Source organism: Azospirillum largimobile (assembly GCF_977007025.2).
Genome location: NZ_CDRMUA020000006.1, coordinates 270,787 through 293,195 on the forward strand (window position 1 = coordinate 270,787; position 22,409 = coordinate 293,195).

A 22,409-nucleotide genomic window follows, 5' to 3' on the forward strand; every position below is an offset into this window, starting at 1 on the left:
TCACGCCATGCGTCCCCCTCACCCCGACCCTCTCCCCGGGGGGAGAGGGAGAGACGCGCGAAAATCGGATTAATGGGGGACACGCACCATGAGCAAGGCCGGCCATATCCTCGCCATCGACCAGGGCACCACCTCGTCGCGGGCGATCCTGTTCGACGGCCGGGGGACCCCGCTGGCCGAGGCGCGGCGCGAGTTTCCGCAGCATTATCCCGGCGACGGCTGGGTGGAGCATGATCCGGCCGACATCCTGCGAGACGTCCGCGCCGTGGCGCGCGGTGCGGTGGAGAAGGCCGGGGTCGATGTCGCCAGCATCGCCGCCATCGGCATCACCAACCAGCGCGAGACCGCCGTGGTGTGGGACCGCGCGACCGGCGAGCCGATCCACCGCGCCATCGTCTGGCAGGACCGCCGCACCGCGTCGCTCTGCCACGATCTGGTGGCCGCCGGCCATGCCGAGTTGGTGCGGTCCAAGACCGGCCTGCTGATCGACGCCTATTTTTCCGCCACCAAGATCGCCTGGATCCTCGACCATGTGCCGGGCGCCCGTGCGCGGGCCGAGCGGGGCGAGCTGTGCTTCGGCACCATCGACAGTTTCCTGATCTACCACCTGACCGGCCGCCGCGTGCATGCGACCGATGCGACCAACGCCTCGCGCACCATGCTGTTCGACATCCACGCCCAGGATTGGGACGACGAGCTGTTGGCGCTGTTCCGCGTGCCGCGCGCCGTGCTGCCGCGGGTGCTCGACAGCTCCGACGATTTCGGCGAGACCGACCCGGAGCTGTTCGGCCGGCCGATTCCCATCGCCGGCGTGGCGGGCGACCAGCAGGCGGCGGCCTTCGGGCAGGCCTGCCTGACGCCGGGCATGGCGAAATCGACCTACGGCACCGGCTGCTTCGCGCTGATCAACACCGGCGAGACGCCGGTGGTGTCCAAGAACCGGCTGCTGACCACCGTCGCCTACCGGCTGAACGGCAAGACCGCTTATGCGCAGGAGGGCTCGATCTTCGTTGCCGGCGCGGCGATCAAGTGGCTGCGCGACGGCATCGGCATCATCACCCATGCCAGCCAGACCGACGACATGGCCACCCGCGTGCCCGACAGCCACGGCGTCTATTTCGTCCCCGCCTTTGTCGGGCTGGGTGCTCCCCATTGGGATTCGGATGCCCGCGCCGCGATCTTCGGCATGACGCTGGATGTCGGCCCGGCCCACATCGCCCGCGCGGCGCTGGAAGCGGTCGCCTTCCAGACCCGCGACCTGATGGAGGCGATGGCCGGCGACTGGGGCGGCACCATCAACGCGCTCCGTGTCGACGGCGGCATGGCGGCCAACGACTGGCTCTGCCAGTTCCTGGCCGACCTGCTGAACATGCCGGTCGAACGCCCGAAGGTGATCGAGACCACGGCGCTGGGCGCCGCCTGCCTCGCGGCCTTGCGGGTGGGCGTGTTCGACGGGCTGGATTCGGTCTCCGACGCCTGGGGCAGCGAGCGGCGTTTCGATCCGCGCATGGAGCAGGACAAGCGCGACCGCCTCTATGGCGGCTGGCGCGACGCCGTGGCGCGGGTGCGGTCGGACCGCCGATAGGGCCGCGATGGCGGAATTTTGCAGAGAGTCTGACGCAGACGGACAAGTCGCCCCGTTTGCCCGCCGCTAATCTGATTTCGGTTGCGCGCTCCTCCCTCGGGTGCGTCGTCCTCGCCGGTCCAGCGGGGACACTGGGCCGGACGGTTCACGCCGTCCGGCCCGTTTTCTTTCTGGCTCACACCCCCTCGGGGTCGGTCAGCATGTGGCGGATCTCGCTTTTCAGCAGCTTGCCGGTGGCGGTGTGGGGCAGGCTGTCGACGAAGCGGACATCGTCGGGGATGCACCATTTCGCGACCTTGCCCTCGAACACCGCCAACAGTTCCTCGCGGGTGACGGTCGAGTCCGGCTTGCGCACCACGACCAGGACCGGGCGCTCGCCCCATTTCTCGTCGGGAACGGCGACGGCGGCGGCTTCCTGGACGCCCGTGTGACCGACGGCGATGTTCTCCAGGTCGATGGAACTGATCCACTCGCCGCCCGACTTGATGACGTCCTTGGTGCGGTCGACGATCTGGACATAGCCGTCGGCGTCCATCGTCACCACGTCGCCGGTCTCGAACCAGCCCGGAACCATCTGGTGGGCCGGGCTTTCGGTCACGCCGAAATAGCCGGAGCAGACGGTGGAGCCGCGCACCAGCAGCCGGCCGAAGCTGGTCCCGTCGCGGGCCACGTCGTTGCCGGAGCCGTCGACGACGCGGAACTGCACGCCGCAGATCGGCCGCCCCTGCTTGGAGGCCAGCGCCAGCGCATCGTCGGCGCTCAGCCCCGAATGCTTGCCCTTGGGCATGTTGGCGAGGCCGAGCGGGCTGGTTTCCGTCATGCCCCAGGCATGCAGCACCTCGACCCCCATCTCGCGGAAGCGCTGGATCATCACCGGCGGGCAGGCGGAGCCGCCGATGGCGATGCGGCGCATGGTCGTCAGCTTCTTCTTGTTGGCGTCCAGCCAGTTCAGCAGAGCCAGCCAGACCGTCGGCACGCCGGCGGTGTTGGTGACCTTCTCGCTCTCAAACAGCTCGTACAGGCTGGCGCCGTCCAGCTTGCCGCCGGGGAAGACCAGCTTGGCGCCGACCATCGGCGCGGCATAGGGAACGCCCCAGGCGTTGACATGGAACATCGGCACCACCGGCAGGACCACGTCGGACGCCGACAGGCCGAACACGTCCGGCAGGCAGGCGGCCATCGCATGCAGGTAGGAGGAACGGTGGCTGTACAGCACGCCCTTCGGGTTGCCGGTGGTGCCGGAGGTGTAGCACATGCCGCAGGCGGTGTTCTCGTCCAGCTCCGGCCAGTCGAAGCTGCCGGGCTGGTCGGCCAGCAAATCCTCGTAGCACAGCAGGTTGGGCAGGGAGGATTGCGGCATGTTGGCCCGGTCGGTCATCACGACGATGCCCTTCAGCCCGGCCAGTTCATGGGCGATGCCCTCCAGCAGCGGCACGAAGGTCAGGTCGGTGAACAGCAGCCGGTCTTCGGCGTGGTTGACGATGTAGGCGATCTGTTCCGGGAACAGGCGCGGGTTGATGGTGTGGCAGACCATGCCCGAGCCGCCGATGCCGTAATAGCATTCCAGGTGGCGGTAGCCGTTCCAGGCCAGCGTGCCGATGCGGTCGCCCGGCTTCATCCCCAGCGCCGCCAGTGCATTCGCCAGCTTCTGCGCGCGGATCCAGGCGTCGGCATAGGTGTAGCGGTGGATCGGCCCCTCGGTCGTGCGCGACACGATCTCGGTGTCGGCGTGGTAGAGCGCCGCATGACGCAGGATCGAGGTCACCAGCAGCGGCTCGTTCATCATCATTCCACGCAGCATCGTTTCACTCCCGGTTCGTTTCTCTTCTGTGTGGGCATATTCTGCATCGGGTTTTCGTCAGGCATGCAGGTGGCGAGCCGCCGCTCGGCGTCGGCCTCCATCGCCTTCAGCTCGATGATCACTTCGGCGATTTCCGACTGCATTCGTTCAAGCTCGTCCAGCCGGGCGCGGATCTTGCGCAGCCCGTCGCGATACTGCCCGGCACTGGGCCGGCCGGACCGGTAATGGGCGAGATAGTCGGCGATCTGCTCCAGCGAGAAGCCCACCCGCCGGAATTTCAGGATCAGGATCAGCCGCGCGCGGTCGCGGTAGGTGAAGACACGGCGTCCCCCCGCCCGCTGCGGCGTCAGCAGCCCCTTTTCCTCGTAAAAGCGCAACGCCTGCGGCGTGAGGTCGAACTCCGCCGCCAGTTCCGTCACGCCGTAAACCCGATCCCGTTCGGACATGGACAATCCCCTGCGCCAGCGGATTTCGCCACGGGCGCAGGGGGAAGTCAACGTCAATGAGCTAAAGCGCGCTTTAGATCGGAGAGATCGTCACCCGGCGCGGACCTGGGTCAGGAAGCGGTCCACCTCATGGCTCAGCGTGTCGGTGTGGCTGGACAGCTGGCGGACGGAGGTCAGGACCTCGTAGGCGACCTTGCCGCTCTGGCTGGCGGCCTGGTTGACGCCACCGATGCTGTCGGACACGGTCTGCGTGCCTTGGGCGGCCTGCTGGATGTTGCGGCTGATCTCGCGGGTCGCGGCCCCCTGTTCCTCGACGGCCGACGCGATGGAGGTGGCGACCTCGTTGATGTGGCCGATGACGCGGACCACCTCCTGCAACTCTCCCACCGCCTCGCCGGTCATCGATTGGATCTCGGCGACTTGGACAGCGATGTCGTCGGTCGCCTTCGCCGTCTGGTTGGCGAGCGCCTTCACCTCGCTGGCGACCACGGCGAAGCCCTTGCCGGCGTCCCCGGCGCGGGCGGCCTCGATGGTGGCGTTCAGCGCCAGCAGGTTGGTCTGGCTGGCGATGGAGTTGATCAGTTCCACCACCGCGCCGATTCGTTGCACCGCCTGGGCCAGCCCGTCGACCTTGCCGTTGGCGCGCTCGGCGATGCCGACCGCCTCGCGGGCGATTTCCGAGGATTGGCCGACCTGCCGGCTGATCTCGCCGATCGAACTGGTCAGTTCCTCCGTCGCGGCGGCGACGGTCTGGACATTGGCGGAGGTCTGTTCCGTCGTCACGGCGACGTCGCTGGCCAGCCGGCCGGTCTGATCCGCCGCCTGCGTCACCGCGCTGGCGCGGCTTTCCATCCCGGCGGCTTCCTCGACCACCGCATGGATGACGCCGCCCACCGCGTGCTCGAAGCGGTCGGCCAGTTCGGCGATGGCCCGCTGCTTGTCCGCCTCGGCGCGGCGGGCCTGCTCGGCCTGTTCGGATTCGAGCCGCTGTTTGGCCAGCGCATTCTCCTTGAACACCTGCGTGGCGCGGCTCATGTCGCCAAGCTCGTCGCCACGGCGGGTTTCGGGGAAGGTGACGGTCAGGTCGCCATCGGCCATGGCCCGCATGCGGTCGGCCAGCGAGCGGATGGTGGCGCTGATGTTGTGCCCGACCAGCGCCAGCAGCACGATGGCCGGCAGGGCGAGGCCTGCGATGACGCCGAGCAGGGTCCAGAGCTGCGACAGGAACGCGGTCCATAGATCGTCGATGAAGACGCCGGTGCCGATGAAGATCCGCCAGGGCTCGAACCCCTTCACATAAGCCAGCTTCACCGCCGTCTCGGTGCCGCCGACCGTGCGCGGCCAATCATAGGCGTAGGTCCCTTCGCCCCTGGCCTTGATGATGCCGATCAGCGCCGGGATGACCGGCACCCCGGCCGCGTCCTTGATGCCGGAGACATCCTTGCCCATCAGGGCCTTGTTGACATGGGCGAAGCCGACGCTGTCGTAGGTGTGCGCGAACAGATACTCCTCCCCGCTGTAGCGGATGGCGAGGAAGGCTTCCTTGAAGCGGGCCTGCGCCTCGTCACGAGACAGGCGCCCGGCCACGACGTCGTTTTCGAATCGAGCCGCCATGCTGTGCCCGGCCTCGACCATGAAGCGCAGGGCCTCCACGCGGTCCTGATACATGCGGTTGTAGCTGAGATAAAGTCCGGCGCCTGCGATCGCCATGCAGGCGAGGCTGGCAGTTGCCACCAGCATCAGCAGCTTCGCGCGGATGGAAAGAGAAGATTTGGTCATTGACCACCACCTTTCGGCGTATCGCAGTCGCCTTGTCGTGCAGAGTGTCGTCGAGAAAATTATTGCCTGAATATTGAACAGAATGCTTATCGATTGGCCGCGCTACGGTGTCGCATGGGGATATGTCACGCAGGCAACAGCGAGTTTCCTGTATTTGAGCCGATTTGCAGGGATGCTCTGCTCGTGCGTGCTCTGGTTTTCGCTTCTGCTCGCCCGTCGCGAAAGGCGGCACAACCTTTGGTCTCTGGCAGGGAGTGCGCCTCTCAGCTCCGCGGCAGGAAGCGGCTGCGGTCCAGCCCGTGGCGGGCCATCTTCTCGTTCAGGGTCCGGCGCGGGATGTCCAGCAGGTCCATCACCGCCTTGATGTCGCCTTTGCAACGCTCCAGCGCCTGTTCGATCGCGCGCTTTTCGAAGGCATCGACCTGATCGACGAGCGCCCGCGGGACCGCCGCCGCCTCTCCGCCGATCGGCCGGCGGCGCAGCAGCCCGGCGACCCCGTTCCGCCCGACCGACAGGACATGGCGTTCGGCCAGATTGCGCAGCTCCCGCACATTGCCGGGCCAGTCATGGGCCAGCAGGGCGTCGAGGTCGGCCGGCTCCAGCCGGCGGGGCTCGCGGTTGTGGCGGGTGGCGAACTCGGCGGCGAAATAGTCGAACAACAGCGGAATGTCCTCCGCCCTGGCCCGCAGCGGCGGGATGTGCAGTTCCGCCACGTTCAGGCGGTAATAGAGGTCGGCGCGGAACCGGCCCTCCTCGCTGAGGTCGAGCAGATCGATCTTGGTCGCCGCCACCAGCCGCAGGTCGACCGCGACCTGCTTGTTGGAGCCCAGCCGTTCGATGGTGCGTTCCTGAAGCGCGCGCAGCAGCTTGACCTGGATGGCCATCGGCATGCTTTCGATCTCGTCCAGGAACAGGGTGCCGCCGCTGGAATGCTCCAGCTTGCCGGCGCGGCGCTGGGTGGCGCCGGTGAAGGCGCCGGGTTCGTGCCCGAACAGTTCGCTTTCCGCCATGCTGTCGGGGATGGCGCCGCAATTGACGGCGACGAAGGCGCCCTTCTGCCCTCTGCCGCCGAAATCATGCAGGCAGCGGGCGACCAGCTCCTTTCCCGTGCCCGTCTCGCCATGGATCAGCACGCTGGCGCTGGTGGCGGCGAGATCCATCAGCTCGCGCCGCAGCTCGGCGATGGCGGGGGAGGTGCCGATCAGCCGCGTATCGATCCCATCGCCGGCCGCACTGCGCCGCAGGCCGCGATTCTCCAGCACCAGACGGCGCTTCTCCGCCGCGCGGCGGATGACGGTGACCAGATTGTCGGGTTCGAAGGGCTTTTCGATGAAGTCGTAGGCGCCGCGCCGCATCGCCTCCACCGCCAGCGCCACGTCGCCATGGCCGGTCACCAGGATCACCGGCAGGTCGGCGTCGCGTTCCAATGCGCGTTCCAGCACCGCCATGCCGTCCATCCGCGGCATCCGCACGTCGGTGACCAGCACGCCCGGGAAGTCGGGCGACAGCAGGTCCAGCGCCGGCTGCGGCGTCTCGAAACCCTGTGCGGCGAAGCCGGCCAGCTGCAGCCATTGCGTCACCGACACGCGCATCGCCAATTCGTCGTCGATGAACAGCACGGGGGTGGCAAGCGGATCGGTCTTCATCGCGGTCCTCACTGTGCGTGCGGCAACTGGGCGTCCGGCAACTGGATGACGAAGCAGGCGCCGCCGCCGGGGTTGTTCTCCGCACGCAGCGTGCCGCCGAAGTCCCGCACGATGCCATAGGACAGCGACAGCCCCAGGCCAAGCCCCTGTCCGACCTCCTTGGTGGTGAAGAAGGGATCGAACAGCTGGAACTGGTGCGCCTCGGCGATGCCGGTGCCGGTGTCGCGGATGCGGATTTCCCAACCTTCCGCATCGCGGGCGGCGGTCAAGGTCAGCCGCCGCTCGTCGCTGCCGTCCATGGCGTCGGCGGCGTTGCGCAGCAGGTTGACGAAGACCTGTTCCAGCCGCACCGCGTCGCCGCGTACATGGGCGTCGGACGGGATCGCCTGCTCCACCCGCACCTCCTCCTCGCGTAGGCGGGGAGCGAGCAGGGCCAGTGCGCGGTCCATCGTGCGGGCGACCGGTACTGCTTCGACCCGCGCCGGCCCCTTGCGGGCGAAGTCCTTCAGATGGCCGGACAGCACCGCCATCCGCTCCGCCAGATCACCGATCATGGCGAGGTTGTCGCGCACCATCGCCGTCTCGCCCCGTTCGGCCAGCAGCCGCGTGGAGGCGACGAAGGTGCGGATGGCGGCCAACGGCTGGTTGATCTCGTGCGCCAGCGCCGCCGACATCTGGCCGAGCGCCGCCAGCTTGCCGGCCTGCACCAACTCCTCCTGCGCCTCGCGCAGGACGCGGTTCGCGGTCAGCAGTTCGGCCGTGCGTTCCTCCACCCGGCGCTCAAGCATCGCCCGCGCCTCCTGCTGCAGCCGCAGGGCATGGCGCCGCTGCCAGCCCAGCGCCAGGGCCGCGGCCAGCAGCAGAAGTCCCATGGCGGTCAGCACCGCCGCCCCGGCCGCCTGCGCCTTCACCGGTTCCAGATCGGACAGGAAGCGGATGGTCCAGCCGAATTCTGGCAGGGCAAGCTCCTGCATCAGATAGGCGCGGCGGGAACCGCCGGGAACAGAATCGGGCAGGCTGACCAGCCGGGCGCCGTTCTCCATCACCGGACCGTCGTGGAGGCCGAGCGGCATCACCTCGCTGCGATCGTACTGGCGGGTCTGCGCCAGCCGTGCCTTCACCGCGTCGGGGAGCGGGCGTAGGGCATGGTATTTCCAGCCGGCATGGCTGGACAGGAAGACGATGCCGTTCTCGTCCGTCACCAGCACCCGCTCGCCGCCGGCCGTCCAGTCGCGCTGGAGAGACTCCAGGTCGATCTTGACCACGGCGACGCCGATCAGCCGCTCCGCCAGATGCACCGCGTGCGACAGGAAATAGCCGGGCAGGCCGGTGGTGACGCCGATGCCGAAATAACGCCCGCTGCCGGCCTCCACCGCCTGCCGGAAATAGGGGCGGAAATCGTATGTCTGGCCGACGAAGCTCTGCGCCGGATCGGCCCAGTTGCTCGCCGCCAGCGCCAGCCCGCTGCGGTCCACCACATAGAGCGCCGCCGAGCCTGCCGCCGCATTCGCCGTCTCCAGCCGCCGGTTCACGGCGTCGCGCAATGCGTCCGATGGCGCGTCCAGCAGATCCAGCACCTCATGGTCGCGGGCGACCAGGAAGGGGAGATAGTCGTAGCGGCCGACCGCGTTGCGGATGCTGCTGGCATACAGCCCCAGCCGCTGGTCGCCGTTCAGGGTTAGGGCCGTCCGCGCGTCGACCTCCGCCCAGCGGTAGGCGCCCCAGCAGGCCAAGGCGGTGACCGCGGTCAGTGCCGCGACGAGAAACGCCAGCCTGCGGCGCCGCAGCGGACGGGTGGAGACGATGTCGGCCATGCTCCGTCTATGGGACGGTGGGGGCGATGCTGTCCAGCGGCTTTTCCCGTCCGGAAGGGACGATGGGAGTGGAAAAATTTCTTCGAACAATGGGGCGTCGTTCTTTGAATGAACGTTCAATCAAAAACGGCAAGGGCAAGCGACGAAATGGATAGGCCAAATGAACGGACCGCCGAATGGCGACGTTGGCCCGATTCTGTTGTTTGCGTCACTTTCATGAAGCTCCAAAGACGGCTATGGTGCGCCCCTGCCGGCTTGGGCTTGACCTTTGAACAGTACCCGGCATCGGGATCGAGAGAGGGGAAACAGGATCATGGACGCCGACTCCATTCGTGCGGCCTACCGCCGCTATGCGGGCTTCTACGACAAGGTGTTCGGGGTGCTTCTGGCGTCCGGCCGGCATGCGGCCGTGGAGTGGCTGAACCGGCGTGGGAACCTGCGGATCCTGGAAGTCGGCGTCGGCACCGGCCTGTCGCTGTCCGACTACCGCAAGGACAACCGCGTCGTCGGCATCGATCTGTCGACCGACATGCTGAAGGTCGCGCAGGAGCGGGTGGAGCGCGAGAAGCTCGACAATGTCGAGGGGCTGCTGGAGATGGATGCCGGCAAGCTGGCCTTCGCCGACGGCAGCTTCGACGTGGTGGTCGCCATGTATGTGATGACCGTCGTCCCCGACCCCCAGGGCACGATGGCGGAGTTGGAGCGCGTCTGCAAACCGGGCGGCGACATCGTGATCGTCAACCACTTCGCCGCTCCCCGCCCGGGCGTCCGCCGCGCGGTGGAGGGCTGGCTGTCGCCGCTGTCGAAGAAGCTGGGCTGGCGGCCCGATTTCACCCTGGACGCGATGATGGCCGGATCGCGGCTGGCGGTGGAAAGCATCCGCACCCTGCCGCCCTTCGGGCTGTTCAGCCTGCTGCATTGCCGGCGGGGGTAGGGGCGTGGGTAAGGGATTGATGATCGGTTGGTATCAGGCGGCGACACGGTCGTCGCGACGGGAGGCACGACTCCGCCGGCCGACCATGATCGTCGGCCGCTCTACCGTCAGGTGGACCAGACTGGCCACCGCCACCACCAGAATGCCTGCGCCCGCTAACGCCAGAGCGTATAGGCGCGCATCCTCGGCGATGACAGGGCGCAGTGCGGCATTGGCGGTGATCAGTGCCCAAATCATGATCCCGTGCAGCAGGTAGACGCCGTAGCTGATCTCCCCCAGCCAGAGGACCGGCTGCCGGGTCAGGACGCCGCGGAAATCCTGCCCGGCTGCGACCATGATGAAGAACAAGCCGAGCCCCAGCACTGGGAGCGGCGCATAGGCGGTTTCGAAGCCTGTGACGGCTGCCAACAGCGCGGCGAGCGCCACGGCCAGCCCGCGATCCGACCTCGCAAATCCAACGAGACAGGGTTGGCGGATGGCGTAGGCTGCGGCGATGCCGCCGAGGAAGCACTCCAATACCGCAAGGCTGAAGCTGCGGAAGTAGAGCAACAGGATCAGCGTCGCGACAGCCGAGACGAGGGCGGGCCGCAGCCGACGCGCCGAAGTGAACAGGAACGCCAACGCCGGCAGCGCCGCGTAGAACAGCAGCTCGTATGGCAGGGACCAGGTGGCGTAGGCGACGATCTGGCCGGTATTCTCCATTCCGTTGATCGGCGGCGCCTTGAAGGTCGCCCAGGCGATCAGCCGGCGCAGCAGGTCGAGCGGACCGGTCCTGAGTTCGAAGCCCGTCGATGCCAGTGCCAGGACCGCGATCAGCAGGACGGCAACCGCATAGACCGGATAGACGCGGTAAAAGCGGGACGACACGAAGCTCGGCCAATCCATGTCCGGCCCTGCCTTCAGCAGCTTATCCCAGAACAGGAAAGCCGTGACCATGAAGAACAGGGCGACGCTGCTCTGCCCCAGATGGGTATAGAGCCGGGAGGGCGGCAGCGCCCAAAGGCCGGTGTGCAGATAATGCCAGGTGATGGCGCCATGGTGGATGAACACGGCATAGGCAAGCAGCCCGCGCATGCCGTCGATGGCGGCGTACCGGCCGGTGGCGCTGGCGTGCGGGCGAAGCGGCAGGGCAACGAGGCGCAGGACGGTCCAGGATGCACAGATCGCCACCGCGAACAGGAAAACCGATAGGAGCGGGGACAAGGCCATAGCGTCGTTCCGGATCATCATGCGCAGCCATGGGAGGGCCGCGTGATGGGGGGCACCCGGACACCGCTTGTCAAGGTCGTTTGGTCAGGGGGTTGCCGGCAGTCGGCTGAATCCCACCCCTCCAACCGGCGCGTGACCGCCCCCGCCGCCTGCTGTTAGACTCGCCGTGACCACACAGGCGATCACGGGAGCGGGGCCATGTCCGAACAGGGCGGAGATCTGGCGGGAAAGCGGATTCTGGTGCCGGAGAGCCGGGATCTCGACCTGTTCGCCGGCATGATGGAACAGCATGGGGCCGAGACCATCCGCTGCCCGATGGTCAAGATCCTCGATCTCGATGACCCGGCACCGGCCTGGGAATGGCTGGACCGGCTGCTGGCCGAAGGCTTCGACGACATTGTGCTGCTGACCGGCGAAGGGCTGCGGCGGCTGATGACGGTCGCCCGCGCCATGGGCCGGGAGGCCGACGTGGCCGCCGCCATCGGTCGGGCACGCGTCTTCGTCCGCGGACCCAAGCCGGTGAAGGCGCTGCGGGAGATCGGCTGCAGCCCGTTCAAATCCGCCCCGGCTCCGACCACGGACGGCGTCATCGCCATGCTGTCTGACGAGGATCTGACCGGCCGCCGAGTCGGCATCCAGCTCTACCCCGACAACCCGAACGAGCCGCTGCTGGAGGCGGTGCGGGCGCGCGGCGGCACGCCGGTGGCGGTCACGCCCTACCGCTATGCCAACGATTCCGAGACCGGGGCGGTGCAGACCGCCATCCGCGACATGGCGGCCGGTCGGATCGACTTCGTCGCCTTCACCGCCTCGCCCCAGGTGCGGCGCCTGCACGAGGTGGCGGAGGCCTGCGGCCTTGCCGACGATTTCCGCCAGGGCTTCGCCAGGACCCGGATCGCCGCGGTCGGCCCGGTTGTCGCCGAGGCGGTGGAGGCGGCGGGCGGGACCGTCGCGGTGTCCCCGGAATCGACCTTCCACATGAAGCCGCTGGTCAATGCCATCCGCCGTCTGCTGACGGAAGGGGCGGGGGCTAGATAGGTCCGATAGGGGAGGGGCAGGGGTGAGGCCGCAGCACAGCGACCTTTCGCCCCACCCTCCCTTTGCGCAGCCTCATTGATAACAATTCTCACTCTCGCTTAACCTTTGACGCGCAGTGTTGGCGCCGGCCATCGGGAAACTCCCTGTGGCCGGCCGTTGCCAGGAGCGTCGTCATGTCCGTCACCATCCTCCCCCTGTCTCGCCGCGCGCTCGCGCTGGTGCTTCTGTCGGCCGGACTCGCCGGGGGCGGTTCCGCCCTTGCGGCGGATCTGTCGACGAAGGAAAAGCTGGGGGAGGCGCTGTTTTCCGACCACAATTTGTCGGCCAACCGCACCCAGGCCTGCGCCGACTGCCACAATCCCGATTTCGGCTTCGCCGATCCGCGCACCGGCGGCGCGGGCGGGGCGGCGTCAGTCGGCGATAACGGCAAGTCGGTGGGCGACCGCAATGCGCCGACGGCGAGCTATGCGGCCTTCACGCCGGCCTTTCACATCACCGCGGACGGAAAGGCGATCGGCGGACAGTTCTGGGACGGCCGCGCCGCGACCTTGAAGGATCAGGCCGGCGGCCCGCCGCTGAACCCGGCCGAGATGGGGCTGACGTCCAAGGAGCAGGCGCGCGAAAGGCTGGCCGAGAATCCCGATTATGCCCGCGCCTTCGTGGCGCTCTATGGTGCCGGCGTGCTCGACGATGCGGAGCGCGCCTATGATGCGATGAGCGACAGCCTCGCCGCCTTCGAGAAGACCGACGGTTTCGCGCCTTTCGATTCGAAGTACGACCGCCATCTGCGCGGCGAGTACAAGATGACGGCTGAGGAGGACTTGGGCATGACCCTGTTCTTCTCCACCCAGTTCACCAACTGCAACCAGTGCCACAAGCTGAAGCCGATGCCGGCCGCAGCCGGGGAGATGTTCACCAACTACGAACACCACAACATCGGCGTGCCGGCGAACCCGGCCCTGCGCGAGGCATCGGGCAAGCCGGCGAGCTTCGCCGACCGCGGCCTGCGCGACAACCCTGGGGCGGCCAAGCCGGCTTTCGAGGGGAAATTCAAGACACCGAGCCTGCGCAATGTGGCCGTGACCGGCCCCTACATGCACAACGGCGTCTTCAAGGATCTGGAAACGGTGGTCCGCTTCTACGATCACTACAACAACCGCACGGAAAAGGCGGCGATCAACCCGGAGACCGGCAAGCCCTGGGGCCCGCCCGAGGTGGCGGCGAACCTGTCGAAAAAGGAGCTGGAATCGGCTCCGGCGTTGGAAACCCGCCGCGTCAAGGCGCTGGTCGCCTTCATGAAGACGCTGACCGACGCGCGGTACGAGCATCTGCTGAAGTGAGGTCGGGCCTGCTTCAGCCGCCGATATCGATCCGGTAAAGCTCCAGATCCAGCAGTTCCATCGTCATCCGGCGGCGACCGGCCGTCTTGCGGGCGCTCAGCTTCCGGGCCAGTGGCCGGCTGAGCCAGGCTGCGCGGGCGCGGTCGATCAGGGCGGTGCAGCGATGGGACAGTCTGGCGTTCATGGCTGGTCAGCTTTCTCGCACGGGATGTCGGGATCGGCGGTTCTATGGGGTAGCGTCAGGCTCCTGTGAGCGGTTGCAGTAAGGATGACGCGGCACTGTGACAGTTTCCACCATCCGAAGGTTTAGCCCATAGGCCATAGGGCAGGGTTTTCGCCCTTTTCGCCCCTATCTTCGACCAAAGAAGGAGGGGCGAAAGAACGAGTGGGTCACATCACCACGCCGACCAGCCGCCGCAGCGCGTCGCGCGAATCCCCGTCGAGAACCGGCATACCGCCACGGGCATCCAGCATGTAGGCGCCGGGATCGGACAGCGTGCGCATGGCGAACCCGACCACGGCGGGCGGTTCGGTGCCGAGCGGCTGCGACTCGTAGACGGGGGTGAAGCTGCAGCCGGCGAGCAGCGCGCGGATCATCAGCGCCTCGTCGGAGGATGCGCCGGCGGCCGGGGTGTTGATGCCGAACAGCAGCCGTTCCGCTTCCGCCTCCGTCACCAGACCGCGCTCCAGAAGGATGTCCACCATGGCGGAACTGGTCATCACCGGTGCCGCGCGTCCCTTCCAGCAGAAGCGGCCGTCGTCCCAGCCGACATCGAGGCTGCGGAAGATCATGTGCGGTTCGCCGCCGCCGGGCGCGCCGGCGACGATGTAATTGACCCGCAGCAGGCCGTTCCAGGCACCCGCCGGGGCGACGATGCTGGACACGCCGCACCGTGTCAGGCGCAGGTAGGTGTCGTTGATGCCCGACGGTTCGAAATCGAAAAGCATGGCCTGTTCACCCCGCTGCCGGCCGGCGGGCCCGGTTTCCCGATTGCCCAGCCTTCGTTCGCTGAGTCAGGTGAGTGGCGGTCCGGCTCGCGCAAACTGTCCATGCGGATGCCCTCCCTTTGCGCAGAAATGCGAAAGGCGGTAGGCCGATCCGCCGGCCACCGCCTTTCGACTCCGCGCCAACGGAGAGCTTCTGTGACGGACTACTGGTTGGCCGGCCCCATGAACACGCTGTCGCGGCTGTTCTTTTCAGCGGTCACGGTGTCGGACAGTTGGAAGGTCAGCGGCAGCGAGGTGGCGGTCACCTCCCCGCGGGGGGCAGTCACATAGACGCGGTAGGTGGCGACGCTGTCCGCCTCCGCCGAGATGGTGGCGGTGTGGGCGGCGGTCTCCGCCTCGCTCTCGCCGATCACCTTGATGTCGGCAGCGGACAGGCCGACGACGCTGAGGGTGTAGGAGCGGTTCTGGCGGGTCTTGTTGGCGACCTTGAAGGTGTAGGCATTGCGGATCGACCCGTCCGACAGCGTGACGAACAGCGGCGCACGGTCGCGCAGGACGGTGATGTTCAGGCTGGGACGCAGCGCGAAGCTCCAGGCCATGGCGCCGCCGATGACCAGCATCAGCAGGGCGTAGACGATCACGCGCGGACGGATCAGGCGCCATTGATAGGTCTTGCCGGACGCGCGGGTGTCCTGGGCCGCCAGCGAATCGAAGGCGATCAGGCGGGTGGGCAGGCCCTGCTGGATCATGATGGTGTCGCAGGCGTCGACGCACAGGCCGCAGTTGATGCAGTCGGCCTGTTCGCCGGTGCGCACGTCGATCCCCATCGGGCAGACCTGGACGCACTGTCCGCAGTCGATGCAGTCGCCGAAGCCCTGCGCGCGCCGTTCGTCCCAGCTCTGCGACTTGCGCTTCGGTCCGCGGTTGTCGCCGCGGTCGGCCTGATAGGTGACGACGAGCGAATGTTCGTCCAGCATCGCGGTCTGGATGCGCGGCCAGGGGCACATGTACATGCACATCTGCTCGCGCGTCCAGCCGGCCATCACATAGGTCATGCCGACGAAAATGGCGAAGAAGGACGTCGCCTCGTAGCTGGCCTGGAAGGTGACCAAGTCGCGCAGCAGAGCCGGGGCATCGGTGAAGTAGGCGAGGAAGCCGAAGCCGGTGACGAGGCTGAGCGCCATCCAGCCCGCATGCTTGCCCGCCTTCCGCAGGAACTTGCGCGTGGTCCAGGGCTGCTTTTCCATGCGGATGCGTTCCGCCCGGTCGCCTTCGAAGACACGCTCGATCCAGACGAACAGGTCGGTCCACACCGTATGCGGACAGGCGAAGCCGCACCAGACGCGCCCGGCCAGCGCCGTCGCCAGGAACAGGCCCAGCGCCGCCACGATCAGGATGCCGGTAAGGTAGTAGATCTCCTGCGGCCAGATCTCGATCCAGAACAGGAAGAAGCGCGGCGTCGTCAGGTCGAACAGGACCGCCTGGGCCGGGGCTTCGGGCCCGCGTTCCCAGCGGATCCAGGGTGCGATGAAGAACAGCACCAGTAGAACGCTGAAGGTCACGGTTTTCAGGCGGCGATAGAGGCCCTTGACCGATTTCGGGTGAATCGTCTTATGGCTTTCGTACAGCGGAACCTTGGCTGGTTGGGCTGATCCCTGCTGAACGATGCTTCCGTCTGGCATGTCGATGCGCCTGATTTCCGATTCCACGTTGGCGCGGAGCATAGTCGACCACCAGTGCGGCGCGTTTGACCTCTGTCAAACAGCACCGATATTTTGAAAAGCCCCTGCTTTCCTGAGGCCTTCCGCCGGTTCGAGGGATCCGCGGTCCGGGTTCCGTTAATACTGTGCAGCCACCGTCGCCGACAAGCCCATTATTGCGTCTGATATGGACGCATGACATACAATACTAATACTATACTGTATTAAAAAGCTACTATCAGCGCAACGTACCGTCCAAGCTTGCCGATCGTGACCAGCAGCAGGAACAGCCGCAAGTCGACGCGCAGGATGCCGGCGACCAGGGTCAGCGGATCGCCGATGAAGGGGACCCAGGCCAGCAGAAGCGACCAGACGCCGAAGCGCTGGTACCATCCGGTGGCCCGTTCCACCAGACGGCGCGACGCCGGGAACCAGCGGCGGTCCTGAAAGTGCATCAGATAACGGCCGAGAGCCCAGTTGACCGTCGATCCCGCCACGTTCCCGGTGGTCGCCACCAGAATCAGGAGGCCGTCGTGATAGTTGCCCGAAGAATGCAACCCGGCCAACAGAAGCTCCGACTGGGCGGGAAAAATCGTCGCGGCCGCCAGCGCCACAAGGAACAGACTGCCGTAGGCCGCGACGTCCGACATCGTGCAAATCCTTTCCCGGCCAACGGTTTGCCTGTTACGCTTCACTGTCTGGCGCAGGATTAGGCGTCGGGCAGACGTAAAATCAAGGGGTTCACCGGCGGCGTCCGGCGGGAGCGGCTGCGTGATGGCCCTTGCCCGTCAACCGTCAAGAGACAAGAATGGGGCCGCGATCCGCACCGCGTGTCCGGCCGGCGGCTTTTGCTCGCCGGATATCGCGAATGGTCATCGCATGCAGGCCGAATTGGCGGTGGGAGAAGGCACGCGCATGGGGGAAACCGGGTTCGCCCGCTTCGACGCCGACGAACGTCTGGTCTGGGCCAATGCCGCCTTCGCGGCCCGGTTCGCCATGCCTCCCGCCGGAACGCCTGACGGGCCGTTCCATGCGACGCTCGACGCGCTTCTCGCCGGTCTTCTCGGGCTGTCCGGGATCGACGACCTGCGCCGCGGCCATGCCGTGACGCGGGCATTCCCCGACGGCTCCGCGGTCACTCTGGCGCTTGGCGCGGGCGCGCCGGGGGAAAGCCTGCTGACGGCCGTCGAGACTGCCGGTCAGCCGGAAATCCCGTCTGAGCGTGAACCCTGGGCCAAGACCAGCCTCGTCCTCGACTGTCTCAGCCAGGGCGTGATGGCCTTCGACCACGACCTGCGGCTGGTCGCGTGGAACCGGCGCGTGCTGGAACTGCTTTTCATCGACCCGGAATTCCCGCGCTATGCCCAGCCCTACGAGACGGTGGTGCGCCACATCGCGGAGCAGGGCGGCTATGGCCGCGGCGAGGTGGATGATCTGGTGGCGCAGCGGCTGGACTACATCCGCAACGCGTCCTGGCCCTTCTACAACGAGCGGGTGCGGCCCGACGGCGTGGTCATCGAGACGGTGACCCTGCCGCTGCCGGACGGCGGCTTCGTCACCACCTACACCGACATCACCCAGCGCAAGCAGGCCGAACGGGAATTGGCCGCCAGCCGCGAACTGTTCGAACTGGCGATCCGCGCCGCGCGGGAGGGCATCTCGCAGTGGGACCTGCGCACGGGCGAGGTTTGGTTCTCCCCGCAATGGTGGGGCCTGCTGGGCTATGGCGAGACGGAGATGGAGAACAGCCGCCGCCGTTGGGAAGAGCTGATCCACGCCGACGATCGCGCCGCCGCATTGGAGATGGTGGAAGAACTGGCGTCCGGCCGGCGTTCCGAAAGTCGGTTGCTGCAGCGGTTTCTCCATCGGTCGGGCGCGACGGTCTTCCTGGAGACCCGCGCACTGGCCGTGGCGGGCAGCGACGGCCGGACTTTCCGCATCGTCGGCTCCCACACCGACGTGACGGAGAGCGTCCGCGCGGCGGAAGCCGTCCGCGCCGCCAAGGAGGAGGCCGAGCGCGCCCTGCAGGATTTGAAGGAGGCGCAGGTCCAGCTGATCCAGGCGGAGAAGATGGCCGCGCTCGGCTCCCTCGTGGCCGGCGTGACGCACGAAATCAACACGCCGGTCGGCATCGCCCTGACCGGCGCCTCGCTTTTGGCGGAAAAGACGCGGAGCCTGCGCCGCCTGTTCGAAGCCGGCTCGCTGCGGCGCGGCGACTTCGCCGAATTCATCGACATCGCGGACGAGGCGACGCAGCTGATGCTGCTGAACGTCGAGCGCGCCACCCGCCTGATCCAGAGCTTCAAACAGATCGCCGTCGACCAGGCCAGCGAGGAACGCCGCGTTTTCGAACTGAACCACTATATCCACGAGGTCCTGCGCAGCCTGGGAATGCGCATCCGCCGCAGCGGACATGCCGTCGCCGTCCATTGCCCGGAAGACCTGATGCTGGACAGCTATCCCGGCGTCATCAGCCAGATCCTGACCAACTTCGTCATCAACTCCATCCTGCATGGCTATGATCCGGGCGTGCGCGGCCGGCTGACCGTAACGGTCACGCTGTCGGGCGGGGAGGTGGAATTGGTCTTTGCCGACGACGGCAGGGGCATTCCGGCGGACCTGCATGGTCGGGTGTTCGAGCCCTTCTTCACCACCAGTCGCGACCGCGGCGGCAGCGGGCTGGGGCTGAACATCGTCTACACGCTTGTCACGCGCAGCTTGCGCGGGCGTTTGCGGCTGGACAGCGCACCGGGGGCTGGAACGGCCTTCACGCTGCGTTTCCCGCGCGTCACGCCGGCAGATCCTCTGCCGCTGTAGCGGCGCGCGACAGGTTTTTCAAAGTTCAGAAGTCGATAACTTGGGAGTTTATCGCGGCACCGCCATGACGTGGTCGTCTGCTGGGGGCGGTCTGCTGCGGCGCACGCCATGGTGCGATGGTGGAAGGGGCTGGATTCGAACCAGCGTACGCGTACGCGGGCAGATTTACAGTCTGCTGCCTTTAACCACTCGGCCACCCTTCCATCGGGGCGCAGAGGATTAGCCTTTCGATCGGGTGGGCGTCAAGCCCCTTTTCGCGGATTTTTGCACCAACAAAAAACCTCCGCCCCAAGAACGGGACGGAGGTTTTTTGAAACACGGGATTCAAAGAGGGCGAGGAGACCCGCTTTTCAAAATCCGCTCAGTTCGGGCGACGCGATGCCCGGTGCGCGGGGATCGGAATCGGGCGAATCGCCTGTTCCTCGCGCCGGCTGGCCGACATGTCGATTTCCACGCGGGCCAGGGCCTTGCGCAGTTCGTGCACGCTTTCGGACAGCGACTGGATCGTCGCTTCGCTCGGCTGCTGGCGCCAGCCACGGTAGGCGGAGATGCAGGCCTTGGCCGTGTCGCGCAGGCGGCCTTCGATCGCATCCACCGGCGGGGTCGGCTGTCCGGCCGTCCGCGGAGCATCCACGGTCGCCGGGGCTGCCGCGACCGGAGCCGCCGGGGCGGGGGCTGCCGCGGGGGCCGGAGCCGGTGCGGGTTCCTGACGGTTCAGGCGCAGCGTTTCCGTCGGTGCCGGTGCCGCCGGGGCAGCCGCCGCCGGGGCCGGGGAAGCGGCAGGCGTCTCGACCGGGGGCTGATCGGCCGCCGGTTCCGTCCGCGGGGTACGGGTCAGCGTGCCGCGGACCGTGCGGCCGGCACGGCGCGGCTCTGCGGGAGCTTCGGCTTCCGCAGGAGCGGCGGGAGCGGGTTCGGCCGCCGGGGAAGCCGGAGCCGCGGTTACCGGTGCGGATGTCTCCTCGGCCGGTGCGGCCGGTGCGGAAGACTGACCGTCGTCCGCCTGGGCATCGCCCTGGTCGTCATCAGCGTGGGCGGCGTCGCCCTGGCCGCTTGCGGCCTCCGCCTTCTTGATGATGTAGGAGATGGCGCTGGGCGTGCATTCGAATTCGCGCGCGATGGCCGAAAGCGTTGCACCGCTGCGGTAACGTTCAAGAATTTGGGGCCACGCCGACTGCGGAATGCGCCCACGCTTCTTGGGAGACTCCGGTTCGCTCCCGGTTTCTGCGTTCATTATATCGCTCGGTTGCCAAAGTGAATTTTCAGTCATTCGTCAGCATGTCCACCCGAACCGCACGCTTCCGACGCGGGACCACGCGGGCGCGTGCGTCGGCAGCATCGTGGCTTCACGCTGGCGGGCGATGTTTTCGGTATGGATGACTATCGGAAACTCTTCTCAAAAATGCCAGCATAACTTTGCACGGAATCGTGATTTTGTGTCCGGTGTCACAACGGGGCACGACGATTGGTGGATGGCGGGGCTTTTAAAATCCGTTGACGGATGAAAAGCGCGTACCGGAAACCGCCGGTGGTGGCGTCTTTTGAAAAGTGCGATGGACCCCGGACGGGGGGTGGCGTGTTTTGACTTCAGGAATTTCCCTGAACGGGGCGTTCCGACCGTCACCGGGACTTGTCGGCTCGGCGGGCGGTGGCCGTTGGCTCCAACTGTTTTGCCCCACCGATTTTGCGGAGACCGTCCATGCCGCATGCGTCCGTTCCGCGTTCGCCCCACACCTCCCGCCATCTTCCGGCTGCGGCGCTGTGCGCGCTGCTGGCCGGTGCCGTCCTGTTGCCGGTGCTTCCCGCGGGTCCCGCCGCCGCGCAGGAGGCGCCCGCCGCGAACACCGTCAATGCTGCGCCCAACGCCAGCCGGACCTACGCGCCGCCATCCTTCCGCGACCTCGCCCGGACGCAGGTCGACACCGTGGTCAACATCTCCAGCACCCAGGCGCCGCAGGCATCCGGCGGCGGCCGCCTGCCGGAGGGGATGGACGTGCCCCCCGGCTCGCCGCTGGAGGAATTCTTCCGCGAGTTCCGCAACCGCCAGCGCGGCGGTCAGCCCAACGGCACGCCCGAAGGCGGTCCCAATGGCGGGCCTGGCGGCGGTCCCAATGGTGCGCCGGGGGGTGGCCCGGGGGGTGGGCCGGGCGGCTTGCCCAGCATGGCGCTCGGTTCCGGCTTCATCATCGATCCGGCCGGGCTGATCGTCACCAACAGCCATGTCGTCGCCGATGCGGCGGAAATCTCCGTCACCCTGCATGACGGCACCCGGCTGCCGGCCAAGCTGGTGGGGTCCGATGCGCCGACCGATCTGGCGCTCTTGAAGGTCGAAAGCGACAAGCCGCTGGCCGCCGCCCATTGGGGCGACAGCGAGACGGTGGAGGTCGGCGACTGGGTGGTCGCCATCGGCAACCCGTTCGGGCTCGGCGGGTCGGTGACCGCCGGCATCTTGTCGGCCCGCGCCCGCGATATCCAGCAGGGCCCCTACGACGAGTATCTGCAGACCGACGCCGCCATCAACCGCGGCAATTCCGGTGGTCCGCTCTATGATGCCGGCGGTGCGGTTATCGGCATCAACACCGCGATCTATTCGCCCACCGGCGGTTCGGTGGGCATCGGCTTCGCCATTCCGTCCTCGCTTGCCAAGCCGATCATCGATCAGCTGAGGGACGGTGGCAAGGTGCGGCGCGGCTGGCTGGGCGTCCAGGTTCAGCGGGTGACGCCGGACATCGCCGAAAGCCTGGGCATGGACGGCACCGGCGGCGCGCTGGTCACCAGCGTTTCGCCCGACAGCCCTGCCGCCTCCGCCGGCCTGCGCCAGGGTGACGTCATCACCGCCTTCAACGGCAAGCCGCTGGAGCAGATGCGTGAACTGCCGCGTCTCGTCGCCTCGACCGGGATCGGCAGCGACGTGCCGTTGACCGTGCTGCGCGGCGGCAAGCAGGAATCGGTGCAGGTGACGCTCGGCGAACTGCGCAACGAGCCGCAGCAACTGGCGATGTCCGGGTCGAGCGGGGCCCCCCGCTCGGCACAGCCGGAGGAGAGCAAATCGGCGCTCGGCCTCAAGCTCGCCCCGCTCACCCCCGGCCTGCGCGAGACCTTCTCCATCGGCGAGGACGTCGACGGGGTGGTGGTGACGGAGGTGGACGGCGACAGCGTCGCCTCGCAACGCGGGCTGGACCTGGGCGACGTGATCGTCGAGGCGGGGCAGGAGCCGGTGTCGACCCCCGCCGACCTGGAAAGCCGCATCGCCAAGGCAAAGGAACAGGGGCGCAAGACCCTGCTGATGCTGGTCAGCCGCGGCGGCGACCTGCGTTATGTCCCGCTTCCGCTGGATGGCAACAAGGGGTAA

The 22,409-nt window shown here is 67.3% G+C and carries 17 protein-coding genes and 1 tRNA gene; 6 read left to right on the plus strand and 12 right to left on the minus strand.

Annotated elements, in window-relative coordinates; all coding sequences use genetic code 11:
- Positions 1-88: 88 nt before the first annotated feature.
- A complete protein-coding gene (gene glpK / locus ACWPKK_RS28485) occupies positions 89-1,585 on the plus strand; it encodes a glycerol kinase GlpK (protein ID WP_452011241.1) in 1,497 nt (498 codons plus the stop codon).
- A 175-nt stretch (positions 1,586-1,760) separates the two neighbouring features.
- Here glpK and ACWPKK_RS28490 read toward each other — a convergent pair whose 3' ends face one another.
- The 5 genes from ACWPKK_RS28490 to ACWPKK_RS28510 form a co-directional block, all read right to left on the minus strand.
- Positions 1,761-3,386, minus strand: a complete 1,626-nt coding sequence (locus tag ACWPKK_RS28490) for a 3-(methylthio)propionyl-CoA ligase (protein ID WP_452011244.1) — start codon at positions 3,384-3,386, stop codon at positions 1,761-1,763.
- Complete coding sequence (locus ACWPKK_RS28495; RefSeq protein ID WP_452011247.1) at positions 3,371-3,832, minus strand: MerR family transcriptional regulator; 462 nt, start codon at positions 3,830-3,832, stop codon at positions 3,371-3,373. Before ACWPKK_RS28495 ends, ACWPKK_RS28490 begins: the two co-directional genes overlap by 16 nt.
- A gap of 90 nt (positions 3,833-3,922) precedes the next feature.
- On the minus strand, positions 3,923-5,611 hold the full coding sequence (locus ACWPKK_RS28500) for a methyl-accepting chemotaxis protein (protein ID WP_452011249.1): 1,689 nt from the start codon (positions 5,609-5,611) through the stop codon (positions 3,923-3,925).
- 263 nt (positions 5,612-5,874) lie between these two features.
- Positions 5,875-7,257, minus strand: a complete 1,383-nt coding sequence (locus ACWPKK_RS28505) for a sigma-54-dependent transcriptional regulator (protein WP_452011252.1) — start codon at positions 7,255-7,257, stop codon at positions 5,875-5,877.
- 8 nt (positions 7,258-7,265) lie between these two features.
- Positions 7,266-9,071, minus strand: a complete 1,806-nt coding sequence (locus tag ACWPKK_RS28510; RefSeq protein WP_452011255.1) for a sensor histidine kinase — start codon at positions 9,069-9,071, stop codon at positions 7,266-7,268.
- Positions 9,072-9,384: 313 nt separating this feature from the next.
- Between ACWPKK_RS28510 and ACWPKK_RS28515 the strand changes: the two genes are divergently transcribed.
- Entirely contained in the window at positions 9,385-10,005 is a 621-nt protein-coding gene (locus tag ACWPKK_RS28515) for a class I SAM-dependent methyltransferase (protein ID WP_111070450.1), read from the plus strand.
- Between the two features lie 33 nt (positions 10,006-10,038).
- Here the strand turns inward: ACWPKK_RS28515 and ACWPKK_RS28520 are convergent, their stop codons facing one another.
- The gene (locus tag ACWPKK_RS28520; RefSeq protein ID WP_452011259.1) at positions 10,039-11,214 is read right to left on the minus strand and encodes an acyltransferase family protein; all 1,176 of its coding nucleotides are present in this window, start codon (positions 11,212-11,214) and stop codon (positions 10,039-10,041) included.
- Positions 11,215-11,412: 198 nt separating this feature from the next.
- On the opposite strand from ACWPKK_RS28520, the gene ACWPKK_RS28525 reads away from it, so the two are divergent.
- Both ACWPKK_RS28525 and ACWPKK_RS28530 read left to right on the plus strand, forming a co-directional pair.
- Positions 11,413-12,252 carry a uroporphyrinogen-III synthase gene (locus ACWPKK_RS28525; protein ID WP_452011261.1) on the plus strand — a complete coding sequence of 280 codons (840 nt, stop codon included), beginning with the start codon at positions 11,413-11,415 and terminating at the stop codon, positions 12,250-12,252.
- A gap of 173 nt (positions 12,253-12,425) precedes the next feature.
- Positions 12,426-13,592, plus strand: a complete 1,167-nt coding sequence (locus tag ACWPKK_RS28530; protein WP_452011263.1) for a cytochrome-c peroxidase — start codon at positions 12,426-12,428, stop codon at positions 13,590-13,592.
- Positions 13,593-13,605: 13 nt separating this feature from the next.
- Here the strand turns inward: ACWPKK_RS28530 and ACWPKK_RS28535 are convergent, their stop codons facing one another.
- The 4 genes from ACWPKK_RS28535 to ACWPKK_RS28550 form a co-directional block, all read right to left on the minus strand.
- Positions 13,606-13,776: a hypothetical protein gene (locus ACWPKK_RS28535; RefSeq protein ID WP_324865794.1), complete on the minus strand. Its 171-nt coding sequence runs from the start codon at positions 13,774-13,776 to the stop codon at positions 13,606-13,608.
- A gap of 206 nt (positions 13,777-13,982) precedes the next feature.
- Positions 13,983-14,540: a hypothetical protein gene (locus ACWPKK_RS28540; RefSeq protein ID WP_452011265.1), complete on the minus strand. Its 558-nt coding sequence runs from the start codon at positions 14,538-14,540 to the stop codon at positions 13,983-13,985.
- A 203-nt stretch (positions 14,541-14,743) separates the two neighbouring features.
- On the minus strand, positions 14,744-16,222 hold the full coding sequence (gene ccoG / locus ACWPKK_RS28545) for a cytochrome c oxidase accessory protein CcoG (RefSeq protein WP_324865791.1): 1,479 nt from the start codon (positions 16,220-16,222) through the stop codon (positions 14,744-14,746).
- A gap of 242 nt (positions 16,223-16,464) precedes the next feature.
- A complete protein-coding gene (locus tag ACWPKK_RS28550; RefSeq protein WP_149222691.1) occupies positions 16,465-16,890 on the minus strand; it encodes a YqaA family protein in 426 nt (141 codons plus the stop codon).
- Positions 16,891-17,119: 229 nt separating this feature from the next.
- Here ACWPKK_RS28550 and ACWPKK_RS28555 point away from each other — a divergent pair, with 229 nt between their 5' ends.
- Positions 17,120-19,057, plus strand: coding sequence for a PAS-domain containing protein (locus tag ACWPKK_RS28555; protein ID WP_452011270.1), 1,938 nt, complete (start codon positions 17,120-17,122; stop codon positions 19,055-19,057).
- A 117-nt stretch (positions 19,058-19,174) separates the two neighbouring features.
- Here ACWPKK_RS28555 and ACWPKK_RS28560 read toward each other — a convergent pair.
- Both ACWPKK_RS28560 and ACWPKK_RS28565 read right to left on the minus strand, forming a co-directional pair.
- Positions 19,175-19,260: transfer RNA gene (locus ACWPKK_RS28560), tRNA-Tyr, on the minus strand.
- 158 nt (positions 19,261-19,418) lie between these two features.
- Entirely contained in the window at positions 19,419-20,291 is an 873-nt protein-coding gene (locus ACWPKK_RS28565) for a hypothetical protein (RefSeq protein ID WP_452011272.1), read from the minus strand.
- A gap of 465 nt (positions 20,292-20,756) precedes the next feature.
- On the opposite strand from ACWPKK_RS28565, the gene ACWPKK_RS28570 reads away from it, so the two are divergent.
- A complete protein-coding gene (locus ACWPKK_RS28570) occupies positions 20,757-22,409 on the plus strand; it encodes a DegQ family serine endoprotease (protein WP_452011274.1) in 1,653 nt (550 codons plus the stop codon).

Excerpts from the sequence above, each read along its gene's own strand:
- ACWPKK_RS28530 (WP_452011263.1), top strand. The coding sequence starts at position 12,426 with ATGTCCGTCACCATCCTCCCCCTGTCTCGCCGCGCGCTCGCGCTGGTG.
- ACWPKK_RS28510 (WP_452011255.1), bottom strand. The coding sequence starts at position 9,071 with ATGGCCGACATCGTCTCCACCCGTCCGCTGCGGCGCCGCAGGCTGGCG.
- ACWPKK_RS28535 (WP_324865794.1), bottom strand. The coding sequence starts at position 13,776 with ATGAACGCCAGACTGTCCCATCGCTGCACCGCCCTGATCGACCGCGCC.
- glpK (WP_452011241.1), top strand. The coding sequence starts at position 89 with ATGAGCAAGGCCGGCCATATCCTCGCCATCGACCAGGGCACCACCTCG.
- ACWPKK_RS28570 (WP_452011274.1), top strand. The coding sequence starts at position 20,757 with ATGCCGCATGCGTCCGTTCCGCGTTCGCCCCACACCTCCCGCCATCTT.
- ACWPKK_RS28555 (WP_452011270.1), top strand. The coding sequence starts at position 17,120 with ATGCAGGCCGAATTGGCGGTGGGAGAAGGCACGCGCATGGGGGAAACC.
- ACWPKK_RS28500 (WP_452011249.1), bottom strand. The coding sequence starts at position 5,611 with ATGACCAAATCTTCTCTTTCCATCCGCGCGAAGCTGCTGATGCTGGTG.
- ccoG (WP_324865791.1), bottom strand. The coding sequence starts at position 16,222 with ATGCCAGACGGAAGCATCGTTCAGCAGGGATCAGCCCAACCAGCCAAG.
- ACWPKK_RS28525 (WP_452011261.1), top strand. The coding sequence starts at position 11,413 with ATGTCCGAACAGGGCGGAGATCTGGCGGGAAAGCGGATTCTGGTGCCG.
- ACWPKK_RS28490 (WP_452011244.1), bottom strand. The coding sequence starts at position 3,386 with ATGCTGCGTGGAATGATGATGAACGAGCCGCTGCTGGTGACCTCGATC.
- ACWPKK_RS28515 (WP_111070450.1), top strand. The coding sequence starts at position 9,385 with ATGGACGCCGACTCCATTCGTGCGGCCTACCGCCGCTATGCGGGCTTC.
- ACWPKK_RS28505 (WP_452011252.1), bottom strand. The coding sequence starts at position 7,257 with ATGAAGACCGATCCGCTTGCCACCCCCGTGCTGTTCATCGACGACGAA.
- ACWPKK_RS28540 (WP_452011265.1), bottom strand. The coding sequence starts at position 14,540 with ATGCTTTTCGATTTCGAACCGTCGGGCATCAACGACACCTACCTGCGC.
- ACWPKK_RS28565 (WP_452011272.1), bottom strand. The coding sequence starts at position 20,291 with ATGAACGCAGAAACCGGGAGCGAACCGGAGTCTCCCAAGAAGCGTGGG.
- ACWPKK_RS28550 (WP_149222691.1), bottom strand. The coding sequence starts at position 16,890 with ATGTCGGACGTCGCGGCCTACGGCAGTCTGTTCCTTGTGGCGCTGGCG.
- ACWPKK_RS28495 (WP_452011247.1), bottom strand. The coding sequence starts at position 3,832 with ATGTCCGAACGGGATCGGGTTTACGGCGTGACGGAACTGGCGGCGGAG.
- ACWPKK_RS28520 (WP_452011259.1), bottom strand. The coding sequence starts at position 11,214 with ATGGCCTTGTCCCCGCTCCTATCGGTTTTCCTGTTCGCGGTGGCGATC.